Consider the following 10531-nt stretch of genomic DNA (forward strand, 5'->3'; position numbering starts at 1 on the left):
GGCGGTCACAGCGACAGGGAAACGCCCGGTCCCATTCCGAACCCGGAAGCTAAGCCTGTCTGCGCCGATGGTACTGCACTCGACAGGGTGTGGGAGAGTAGGACACCGCCGAACACCCGTTACCGAAAGGGGACCCAATACATTGGGTCCCCTTTCGTGTTTTCCATGAAAGGATTTTCTCGTGTCCGACAACAACGGTGAGCGCCGATCCTTCAGGAGTGGGGGATCCACTCCGTGGTCGGGCCGAAGCGAAGGCAGCGACCGCAAGCCGGAAGATCGCCGGCCCGAAGGCCGAAGCGAACACGGCCGCTCGCAGGACGACCACCGACGAGGCGAGAATCGCCCGGATCGCAGTGGCGATCGCCCGGATCGCGGGGGAGATCGCAGACAGGGACGACCCGCGGATCGCGGCACCGGCGGCCGCTCGTTCGGTGGTGGCGGTGAAGGCCGCACCTTCGACCGCGGCAGCGACCGTCAGCAGAACCGCAGTGACGCCCCGTCGGGTAGAGGTGCCGGTCGAGGAGATCGCGAGCGCCCCCAGGGCAGCGACCGTCCCCGCACCGACCGTGACCGGCAGGGCGCGGATCGTGACCGGCAGGGCGGCGACCGCGGTCGCGTCGAGCGCCCCCGCAGCGGCGACCGCACCGACCGTCCCGGCCGCCCGACGGGAGACCGTCCGCGTGAGGATCGCCGTTCGAGTGACCCCCGCGGCGGAACCGGGCACGGCCCGGATCGTCGCTCCGGTGGCGCGCCGCATCGGCGCGGTGGCGAAGGTGGCTTCGGACCCGGCCGCGGCCGCGACTCCGGTTCCTCCCCGCGCCGAGATGCCCGTCCTGACGAGCCGGATCTGCCCGACGACGTCGAGGCGTCCGAACTCGACCCGACGATCCGTCGCGACCTGCTCAGCCTGGACAAGCTGAACGCGAATTCCGTTGCGCGACACCTGGTGATGGCGGGCAAACTGATCGACGACGACCCTCGAGCAGCTCTGGCGCACGCGCGTGCCGCACGGCAGCGCGCCGGACGCATCGCGGTGGTCCGAGAGGCGGCGGGCATCACCGCGTATCACGCGGGAGAATGGGCCGAGGCCTTGTCGGAGTTGCGGGCGGCTCGTCGCATGTCCGGTGGGCCGGGCCTTCTCGCGGTCATGGCGGACTGCGAACGGGGTCTGGGGAGGTCGGAGAAGGCCATCGAGCTGGGACGCAGCGAGGAAGCGCGGGCGCTGACCGGTGACGAGGCGAGCGAGCTGCGAATCGTCGTTGCGGGTGCCCGCATGGATCTCGGGCAGTTCGACCAGGCCGTGGTGACCCTCCAGACGCCGGACCTCGATCCCGAGCGCACCGGGACCGCAGCGGCCCGGCTGTTCTACGCGTACGCCGACGCACTGGTGGCCTGCGGCCGCACCGACGAGGGGGTGCAGTGGTTCCTTCACGCTGCCTCCGCCGACATCGAAGGTGTCACGGACGCCGAGGAGCGGGTCGAGGAGCTCACCGGAGAGGGTCTGTGACCGCTGCGCAGGCCGGGACGCAGGGTGCGACGCTCCGGTCGCTGTACGACGTATTGCTGCTCGACCTCGACGGCACCGTCTATCGTGGCGCCGAGGTGGTACCGGGAGCCCGCGAGGCCGTCGCCGATACCGACAGCCGCGTGCTCTATGTGACGAACAACGCGAGCCGCCGTCCCGGCGAGGTGGCGCAGCACCTGCGCGACCTCGGTTTCCCGGCACAACCCGCCGACGTGGTGACCAGCTCGCAATCGGCGGCACGACTTCTGGCGCAACGCATTCCGGCCGGTTCGCCGGTTCTGGTGGTCGGCACCGACGCACTGGCCGAGGAGGTCGCCGGCGTCGGATTGACGCCGGTACGCACGGCCGACGCCGATCCCGTCGCAGTGGTGCAGGGTCATTCTCCCGAGACCGGGTGGGCCATCCTGGCCGAAGCCACCCTCGCGATCCGGGCCGGCGCGCTGTGGATCGCGACGAATGTCGACTCGACGCTGCCTACCGAACGCGGCCTGGTACTCGGGAACGGCTCGATGGTGGCCGCCGTGCGGTCGGCAACGGGTGCCGAACCCGTGGTCGCCGGGAAACCGGCCGCTCCGTTGCTCGCGGACGCGATCACACGAGGTTCGGCGACGCGTCCGCTGGTGGTCGGTGATCGACTCGACACCGATATCGAGGGAGCGAACGCGGTCGGCGCGGACTCGCTGCTGGTGCTCACGGGCGTCAGCACCGTCGCCGATCTGCTGCGGGCACCGGTCGCGCAGCGACCCACCTATGTCGCCTCCTCGTTGGGCTGTCTCGATGTGGCGGCGACGGCGCTGCGGGTGTCGGCTCGGGGGCCGTGGCCGGTCTCCTTCGACGACGGCGACCTGCACCTCGGCGGGCCGGGCCCGGCATCGACGGGAGATGCACCGATGGAGGCTCTGCGCTGCATCCTCGACATCGCGTGGGCGAACCCCGGTTTCGGCCGGATCGTGGCCACGGACGACGCCGCCCGCGCCGTACTCGCCGCCTGGGGCCCGGTGCACTGACGTCGGTCGTGCGATGTGTCCGCCGCCGCGACGATGCACTAGCGTGGTCGGCGATGAGCACGTCGATTCCACGTCCAGGCCAACATCTTCCCGGATCGCACCCCGGGGTCGATCCCGCGCGTATCCATGTCGAGGTCGACGAGTTGCTCACCCGTATCCGCGAGAGCGGTCACGCAGCCGATCCGGCCGCCGTCATCGCGGGTCAGGCCGAACTGTTCGAACAGGCCCACGAAGTGCTCGTCCGGGCACTGTCGACCGTGGACAAGATCTGACGTGGCGCGCCGGGCACGAGTCGATGCGGAGTTGGTGCGGCGGGGACTGGCGCGCTCCCGCGAGCATGCGAGCGAACTGATCGCGGCCGGACGGGTGCTGATCGCCGGCACGGTCGCCACCAAACCGGCCACGGCCGTTGAACCGAACACGCCGTTGCTGGTCACCGAGGTGACCGATGAGGTGTCCTGGGCTTCGCGGGGTGCCCACAAGCTGATCGGGGCGCTCGAGGCCTTCGGACCCCGGGGTTTGCGCGTCGCCGGCCGGCGCTGTCTCGACGCCGGTGCCTCCACCGGGGGGTTCACCGATGTGCTGCTCCGCGAGGGCGCGTCCGAGGTCGTCGCGGTCGATGTCGGCTACGGCCAGCTGGTGTGGCGGCTGCAGTCGGACGAGCGGGTCCGCGTGATAGATCGAACAAACGTGCGTAATATCGACGCCGACGTGATCGGAGGTCCGGTCGAACTGGTGGTGGCTGATCTGTCGTTCATCTCGCTGAAACTGGTGCTGCCGGCCTTCGTGCGCTGCGCGACGGCGGGAACCGACCTGCTGCCGATGGTCAAGCCGCAGTTCGAGGTGGGCAAGGACCGCGTCGGGAGCGGCGGGGTCGTCCGCGACCCGGCGCTGCGCACCGAGGCAGTCCTCGACGTGGCACGCGAAGCGCAGACCCTCGGGCTGCGCACGGTCGGTGCGGTAGCGAGCCCGCTGCCCGGACCGTCGGGCAATGTCGAGTACTTCCTGTGGTTGCGGGCCGGCGAACCCGGCCCGGCGGAACTCGACACGAACGTCGTCGACCTTATCGAGCGAGCGGTGCAGGAAGGACCACAGTGACTACAGGGACGGCCGCTCCGGCAACGCCGACGGTGCGCCGCGAGATTCTGCTCGTATCCCATTCCGGGCGGGAGGAGATCGCTACCACCGCCCAGCGCGTAGCGAAACTGCTGGGGGAGGCGGGGATCGGACTGCGGGTGCTCGACGACGAAGCGGTCAGCAACGGTCTGGGGGTGCTCGCTGTGCCCGGCAGCGGAATCCGTGTCGTGGCGCCCGGTCTCGACGCGGCGTCGGGCTGCGAAATGGTGATCGTCCTCGGCGGCGACGGCAGCTTCCTGCGCGCCGCGGAACTGGCCCAGTACCACGCGGTGCCGGTGCTCGGGATCAACCTCGGCCGGATCGGGTTTCTCGCCGAGGCCGAGGCGGAGAACCTCGAAGATGCGTTGCAGCAGGTGGTGCGCCGCGAATACCGCATCGAAGAACGCATGACCCTGGACGTGATGATTCGTGTCGACGACACCGTCGTGGACCGGGGCTGGGCGCTCAACGAAGCCAGCCTCGAGAACAAGTCGCGGCTCGGGGTGCTCGAAGTGGTGCTCGAAGTGGACGGGCGCCCGGTCAGTTCGTTCGGATGCGACGGACTGCTCATCGCCACCCCGACCGGCTCGACCGCGTACGCATTCTCCGCCGGTGGTCCGATCGTGTGGCCGGAACTCGAGGCGCTGCTGGTCATTCCGAGCAACGCCCACGCCCTGTTCGCACGCCCGCTCGTCACCAGCCCCGAGTCCATCATCGCGGTCGAAACCCTCGCCGGCAGCCACGACGGGCTGGTCTTCTGCGACGGGCGCCGCATTCTCGAACTCCCGGCCGGTGGCCGACTCGAAGTGGTGCGCGGCCGCCATCCGGTGCGCTGGGTACGTCTGGATTCGGCGCCGTTCGCCGATCGGATGGTGCGTAAGTTCGAACTTCCGGTGAAGGGCTGGCGGGGAAGGAAGCTCTGAGATGCTCGCAGAGATCCGGATCGACAATCTGGGCGTGATTTCGGAGGCGTGTGCCCGGTTCCACGGCGGGCTGACCGTACTGACCGGCGAGACCGGTGCCGGCAAGACGATGGTGGTCACGAGCCTGCATCTGCTCTCCGGTGTCCGGGCCGACTCCGCCCGGGTGCGGGTGGGGGCGTCCCGCGCCGTCGTCGAAGGACGCTTCAGCATCGAGGCCGCGACCAGTCACGTGGAGAAGGAGATCGCGCGTCTGCTGGAGGCGACCGGCGCGCAGCGCGACGAGGACGGCAGCATCATCGCGGTCCGCACGGTGAGCAGCGACGGCCGCTCGCGGGCACACCTCGGCGGACGCAGCGTGCCGGTCGGGGTGCTCTCGGAGTTCACCGATCCGCTGCTGACAGTGCACGGACAGAACGACCAATTGCGCTTGCTGCGCCCCGATCAGCAACGCGCGGCGCTCGACCGGTTCGGTGGCAGAACCGTCACGCAGCCGCTCGAGGTCTACCGCACCCACCGGCGGCGATGGCTCGACGCCCGCACCGAACTCCTCGACCGCACGCAGCGATCACGGGAACTGGCGCAGGAGGCGGACCGGTTGCAGTTCGGGCTCGACGAGATCGATGCGGTCGCGCCGGAGCCGGCCGAGGATGTCCGCATCGTCACCGAGGTGCGGCGGCTGTCGGACCTCGATTCGCTGCGCGACGCCGCGTACGGGGCGCATGCCGCGCTGACCGGACCCGACAGCGACGACGCGGACGTGACCCACGCCGCGCTGGACCTGCTCGGGGACGCCCGCTCGCGCATCGAGGGGAGCGACGACCCGGCGCTCCGCGACCTCGCGCCGCGTCTCGCCGAGGCGATCGCGGTGGTCACCGACGTGGCCGGTGATCTGTCCGGCTACCTGTCGGATCTGCCGTCCGACCCCGGGGCGCTCGAGTCGCTGCTCGGTCGGCAGGCGGAGCTGAAGAATCTCACCCGCAAGTACGCGGCCGACATCGACGGTGTCCTCGAGTGGGCCCGCGACGCCCGGGAGCGACTGTCGCGCCTGGACGTATCCGCCGAGGCGCTCGACAAACTGGCCGCCGAGGTCGACGCCGAGGCCGCCGCCACCGCGAAAGCGGCCGCGGCCCTGTCGACGGCGCGCCGCAGGACGGCCACCAAGCTGGCGAAGGCGGTGACCAAAGAACTGGCCGGCCTCGCGATGGGACGGGCGGTGCTCGACGTTCAGGTCCGCGATCGGGACGCCGCGGCGGGCGACTCCGCGCCGCTGCCGATGGACGGCCGGGTCCTGCACGCCGGGGGATCGGGCGTCGACGACGTCGAGTTCCGTCTCGCCGCGCACGGCGGTGCCCCCGCGCTCCCGCTCGCGCGCAGTGCCTCCGGCGGTGAACTGTCGCGGGTGATGCTCGCACTCGAGGTGGTGCTGGCCGCCTCCGAGCGTGGCGCCACGATGGTCTTCGACGAGGTCGACGCCGGGGTCGGCGGCCGCGCCGCGGTCGAAATCGGACGTCGTCTGGCACGGCTCGCGCGCACTCATCAGGTCATCGTGGTGACGCATCTGCCGCAGGTCGCGGCGTTCGCGGACACCCACCTCGTGGTCGACAAGGTCGACGACACCGGCGGCGTGGTCAGCAGCGGGGTCCGGACATTGACCGAGACCGATCGGGTCGCCGAACTGGCCCGCATGCTCGCCGGTCTCGACGACACCGAGACCGGGCGGGCGCACGCCGAGGAACTGCTGGCGATGGCGCACAGCGAGCGCGTGGGCTGACCCCACCTCGATGTTGCGCTCGTCCCCGGCGCGCCTCCGAGACCTCACCGCGACCTCGGAGCATCATCTTTGCCATGAAGATGCCGGCGCTGCTATCACGTAACAACGAAACGTTGCCCGGAGTGAGTGGCATTGCCCGGGTCGACAAGAACACCGCGAAGCTGCTGCGCCGGGTCGGACCCGGCGACATCGTCGCGCTCGATGTCGTCGATCTCGACCGCGTCACCGCGGACGCCCTCGTCGAGGCGGGGGTCTCGGCCGTCCTCAACGCGTCGGCCTCGATCTCGGGCCGCTACCCGAATCTGGGTCCGGAGGTGCTCGTCGCGAACGGCATCGTGCTCATCGACCATGTCGGCCCCGAGTTGTTCAAGAAGGTCAAGGACGGCGCGAAGGTGCGCCTGCACGACGGCGGGGTGTACGCCGGTGAGCGTCTGCTGATCGAGGGGGAGGAGCAGACCGAAGCGGAAATCTCCGACCGCATGATCGAGGCGAAAACGGGTCTCGTCGATCACCTCGAAGCGTTCTCGGGCAACACCATCGAATTCATCCGCTCGGAAAGCCCGCTGCTCATCGACGGGGTCGGCGTCCCGGACATCGATCTCGATCTGCGGGACCGGCACGTGGTCGTGGTGACGAGCGGCCCCGACCACCAGCAGGACCTCAAGAATCTCAAGCCGTTCATCAAGGAGTACTCGCCGATCCTCGTGGGCGTCGGGACCGGCGCGGACGTCCTCACCAAGGCCGGGTACCGGCCGGATCTGATCGTGGGGGACCCCGACGAGATCGGCACCGCCACCCTCAAATCCGGCGCCGAGGTGGTTCTGCCCGCCGATCCCGACGGGCCCGCCCCCGGCCTCGAACGCAGCCAGGACCTCGGGCTCGGTGCGATGACCTTCCCCGCCGCGGGGACCCCCACCGACCTGGCGTTGCTGCTCGTCGAACACCACGGTGCCGCGCTCGTCGTCACCGTCGGCAGCACCGTCTCACTCGACGAGTTCTTCGATCAGGGCCGCCGCGACACCAACCCGTCGGCGTTCATGACCCGGTTGAAGGTCGGCCCGAAACTCGTCGACGCGAAAGCGGTCGCGACCCTGTACCGCAGCCGGGTCTCGGGAGGTGTCATCGCGCTGCTCGTCTTCGCTGCGCTGATCGCCGTCATCGCCGCGCTCGTCGTGTCGAACCTCGGCGGCGACGTCGTGGACTGGGCAGTGCAGCTGTGGGACGACCTCGTCGAATGGGTGCGGGGTCTGCGCGCGTGATTTCGATGCGCCGGCACGTCGTGACCATCGCCTCGATCTTCCTGGCCCTCGCGGTGGGCATCGTGCTCGGGTCGGGTCTGCTCTCGGACACCCTGGTGTCGGGATTGCGCGACGACAAGGCCGAGATGCGCCGCGAGGTCCAGAATGCGCAGGACCGCAGCAGCCGGCTCGAGGAACAACTCAACACGGCCGACGGCTTCGACGCGGCCGTCGCTCCACGGGTGGTGCGCGACGTGCTCATCGACCGCACGGTGCTGCTGGTGAGCACCCCCGACACCGATCCCGCCGACCTCGACGCGGTGATGCGCACCGTCGATGCCGCCGGCGGCCGGGTCACCGGCCGGGTGTCGCTGACCGAATCGTTCGTCGACGCCGCCGGGGCCGACCTCCTGCGCACGACCGTGACCAACATCATTCCGGCAGGGGTGCAGCTGCAGACCGGGGCGGTGGATCCGGGCAGTCTCGCCGGGGACCTCCTGGGCGCCGTGCTGCAGCTCGATCCCGCCACCGGAGCGCCCCGGAGCACCCCCGAGGAACGTGACCTGGCCCTGAGCACGTTGCGCAGTGCCGGCTTCGTGTCCTACGACGGTGCCGTCGAACCGGCACAGTCCACACTCGTCGTCACCGGTGACGGTGGCGAACAGAACGGCAACGGCAACCGGGGCGCGCTGGTGGCGCGCTTCGCCGCGGCGGTCGACACCCGCGGTGCCGGCACAGTGCTCACCGGCCGGCCCGGCTCGGCGGTCGGCAACGGCCCGGTCGCGGTGGTACGGGCCGCTGCCGCGTTGTCGGCGGGACTGTCGACCGTGGACAACCTCGACCGGGAAGCCGGGCGGGTCACCACCGTGCTCGCGCTCGGGGAGCAGTTCGACGGCGGCGTGGGACGGTACGGGTCCGGTCCGGGCGCCGCCGCGGTCACCGTCGGCTCGGCCGCGCGCTGAGCGACCGGGCCGGTGTGACGTCCACTGCACCCGGGCCGCCGGTATGGCGAGTCGGGTACGCAGCCGCCGCCGGTGGTGTTACCGTGAAGTTCCGTGGGTCGGCAGGCCCCAGAAGTATCACCTCAGTCCAAAAGTCCTGCACCTGACGTCACGGGAGCTTCCTTGTCACAGTCACGCCACTCGCGTACCCCGACCAAGCACATTTTCGTCAGCGGCGGCGTCGCGTCCTCGCTGGGCAAGGGGCTGACGGCATCGAGCCTGGGTGCTCTGCTGACCGCGCGCGGAATGCGGGTGACCATGCAGAAACTCGATCCGTATCTGAACGTCGATCCGGGCACGATGAACCCGTTCCAGCACGGCGAGGTGTTCGTCACCGAGGACGGCGCCGAAACCGATCTCGACGTCGGTCACTACGAGCGTTTCCTCGACCGCGACCTCAACGCCGACGCGAACGTCACCACCGGACAGGTGTACTCGACGGTGATCGCGAAGGAACGCCGCGGCGAGTATCTCGGCGACACCGTGCAGGTCATCCCGCACATCACCGACGAGATCAAGAGCCGCATCCTGGCCATGGCCACCCCCGACGCCTCCGGTCAGACACCCGACGTGGTGATCACCGAGATCGGCGGCACCGTCGGCGACATCGAATCGCAGCCGTTTCTCGAAGCCGCCCGGCAGGTCAGGCACGAGGTGGGCCGCGACAACTGCTTCTTCCTGCACGTGTCGCTGGTGCCGTACCTCGGTCCGTCCGGAGAGCTGAAGACCAAACCGACCCAGCATTCGGTGGCGGCGCTGCGCAATATCGGCATCCAGCCCGACGCCCTGGTGCTGCGCTGCGACCGGGACGTGCCCGCCTCGCTCAAGGGCAAGATCTCGCTGATGTGCGACGTCGACATCGCCGGGGTCATCTCCTGCCCGGACGCGCCGAGCATCTACGACATCCCCAAGGTGCTGCACAGCGAAGGCCTCGACGCCTACGTCGTGCGCCAGCTGGGGTTGCCCTTCCGCGACGTCGACTGGACCGTGTGGGGCGATCTGCTCGAGCGGGTCCACAACCCCCGCGAGACCGTGGAGGTCGCGCTCGTCGGCAAGTACATCGACCTGCCCGACGCCTACCTGTCGGTGACCGAGGCGCTCCGCGCCGGCGGATTCGCGCACCGCGCGAAGGTCAAGATCCGGTGGGTCGCCTCCGACGAATGCGAAACCGAGACCGGCGCCCAGGCCCGGCTCGGCGACGTCGACGCGGTGCTCATCCCCGGCGGCTTCGGCATCCGCGGCATCGAGGGCAAACTCGGCGCCATCCGGTTCGCCCGCACCCGCAAGATCCCGCTGCTCGGGCTGTGCCTGGGTCTGCAGTGCGTCGTGATCGAGGCGGCCCGCGCGGCCGGCGTCACCGACGCCTCCTCGACCGAATTCGATCCCGACACCACCGCCCCGGTGATCTCCACGATGGCGGACCAGGAGCAGGCCGTGGCCGGGGAAGCCGACCTCGGCGGCACGATGCGGCTCGGGTCGTACCCGGCGGTGCTGAGCAAGGGCTCGGTGGTCGCCCGCACCTACGGCACCGAACAGGTCACCGAACGGCATCGGCACCGCTACGAGGTCAACAACGCGTACCGCGCGACCATCGCGAAGTCCGGACTGGTGTTCTCCGGAACCTCCCCCGACGGTCGCCTGGTGGAATTCGTCGAATACCCCGCCGACATCCACCCGTTCTTCGTTGCGACACAGGCACATCCGGAACTGAAGAGCCGCCCGACGCGCCCGCATCCGTTGTTCGCCGGGTTGATCGACGCGGCCCTGCGGTACAAGGCCGCCGAACGGCTGCCGGTGGACGTGCACGGCGACACCGGGACACCGGAGCCGACCGACGAGCCGGTCGCGTCCGCCTCCACCGCCGCCGCCGAAGCCGAGTAGATCGTGGCGCAGCGACACGAGTTCCGCACCGTCGGCACCCGGCGCATCTATACCGGTGCCATCGTGTCG

9 protein-coding genes and 1 rRNA gene are annotated in these 10531 nt (G+C 69.9%); all 10 read left to right on the forward strand.

The window, feature by feature from the left end; genetic code table 11:
- A 5S ribosomal RNA gene (rrf, locus tag Q8814_RS21015) occupies positions 1-114 on the forward strand; the annotation flags it as partial.
- A gap of 67 nt (positions 115-181) precedes the next feature.
- Positions 182-1507, forward strand: coding sequence for a hypothetical protein (locus Q8814_RS21020; protein WP_330153935.1), 1326 nt, complete (start codon positions 182-184; stop codon positions 1505-1507).
- Positions 1504-2532: an HAD-IIA family hydrolase gene (locus tag Q8814_RS21025; protein WP_330153936.1), complete on the forward strand. Its 1029-nt coding sequence runs from the start codon at positions 1504-1506 to the stop codon at positions 2530-2532. Before Q8814_RS21020 ends, Q8814_RS21025 begins: the two co-directional genes overlap by 4 nt.
- Positions 2533-2585: 53 nt before the next feature.
- A complete protein-coding gene (locus tag Q8814_RS21030) occupies positions 2586-2804 on the forward strand; it encodes a hypothetical protein (protein WP_330153937.1) in 219 nt (72 codons plus the stop codon).
- Position 2805: 1 nt separating this feature from the next.
- Positions 2806-3630 carry a TlyA family RNA methyltransferase gene (locus Q8814_RS21035; RefSeq protein WP_330153938.1) on the forward strand — a complete coding sequence of 275 codons (825 nt, stop codon included), beginning with the start codon at positions 2806-2808 and terminating at the stop codon, positions 3628-3630.
- The gene (locus Q8814_RS21040; RefSeq protein ID WP_330153939.1) at positions 3627-4571 is read left to right on the forward strand and encodes an NAD kinase; all 945 of its coding nucleotides are present in this window, start codon (positions 3627-3629) and stop codon (positions 4569-4571) included. Before Q8814_RS21035 ends, Q8814_RS21040 begins: the two co-directional genes overlap by 4 nt.
- Position 4572: 1 nt before the next feature.
- On the forward strand, positions 4573-6342 hold the full coding sequence (gene recN, locus Q8814_RS21045; RefSeq protein ID WP_330153940.1) for a DNA repair protein RecN: 1770 nt from the start codon (positions 4573-4575) through the stop codon (positions 6340-6342).
- A gap of 74 nt (positions 6343-6416) precedes the next feature.
- A complete protein-coding gene (gene steA, locus Q8814_RS21050) occupies positions 6417-7601 on the forward strand; it encodes a putative cytokinetic ring protein SteA (protein ID WP_330153941.1) in 1185 nt (394 codons plus the stop codon).
- The gene (locus Q8814_RS21055) at positions 7598-8542 is read left to right on the forward strand and encodes a copper transporter (protein ID WP_330153942.1); all 945 of its coding nucleotides are present in this window, start codon (positions 7598-7600) and stop codon (positions 8540-8542) included. Before steA ends, Q8814_RS21055 begins: the two co-directional genes overlap by 4 nt.
- A 162-nt stretch (positions 8543-8704) precedes the next feature.
- The gene (locus Q8814_RS21060; protein ID WP_330153943.1) at positions 8705-10462 is read left to right on the forward strand and encodes a CTP synthase; all 1758 of its coding nucleotides are present in this window, start codon (positions 8705-8707) and stop codon (positions 10460-10462) included.
- Positions 10463-10531 lie beyond the last annotated feature (69 nt).

The sequence above is a fragment of the Rhodococcus chondri genome (assembly GCF_036327435.1).
Lineage (GTDB): Bacteria > Actinomycetota > Actinomycetes > Mycobacteriales > Mycobacteriaceae > Rhodococcus > Rhodococcus chondri.

Excerpts from the sequence above, each read along its gene's own strand:
- Q8814_RS21030 (WP_330153937.1), top strand. The coding sequence starts at position 2,586 with ATGAGCACGTCGATTCCACGTCCAGGCCAACATCTTCCCGGATCGCAC.
- recN (WP_330153940.1), top strand. The coding sequence starts at position 4,573 with ATGCTCGCAGAGATCCGGATCGACAATCTGGGCGTGATTTCGGAGGCG.
- steA (WP_330153941.1), top strand. The coding sequence starts at position 6,417 with ATGAAGATGCCGGCGCTGCTATCACGTAACAACGAAACGTTGCCCGGA.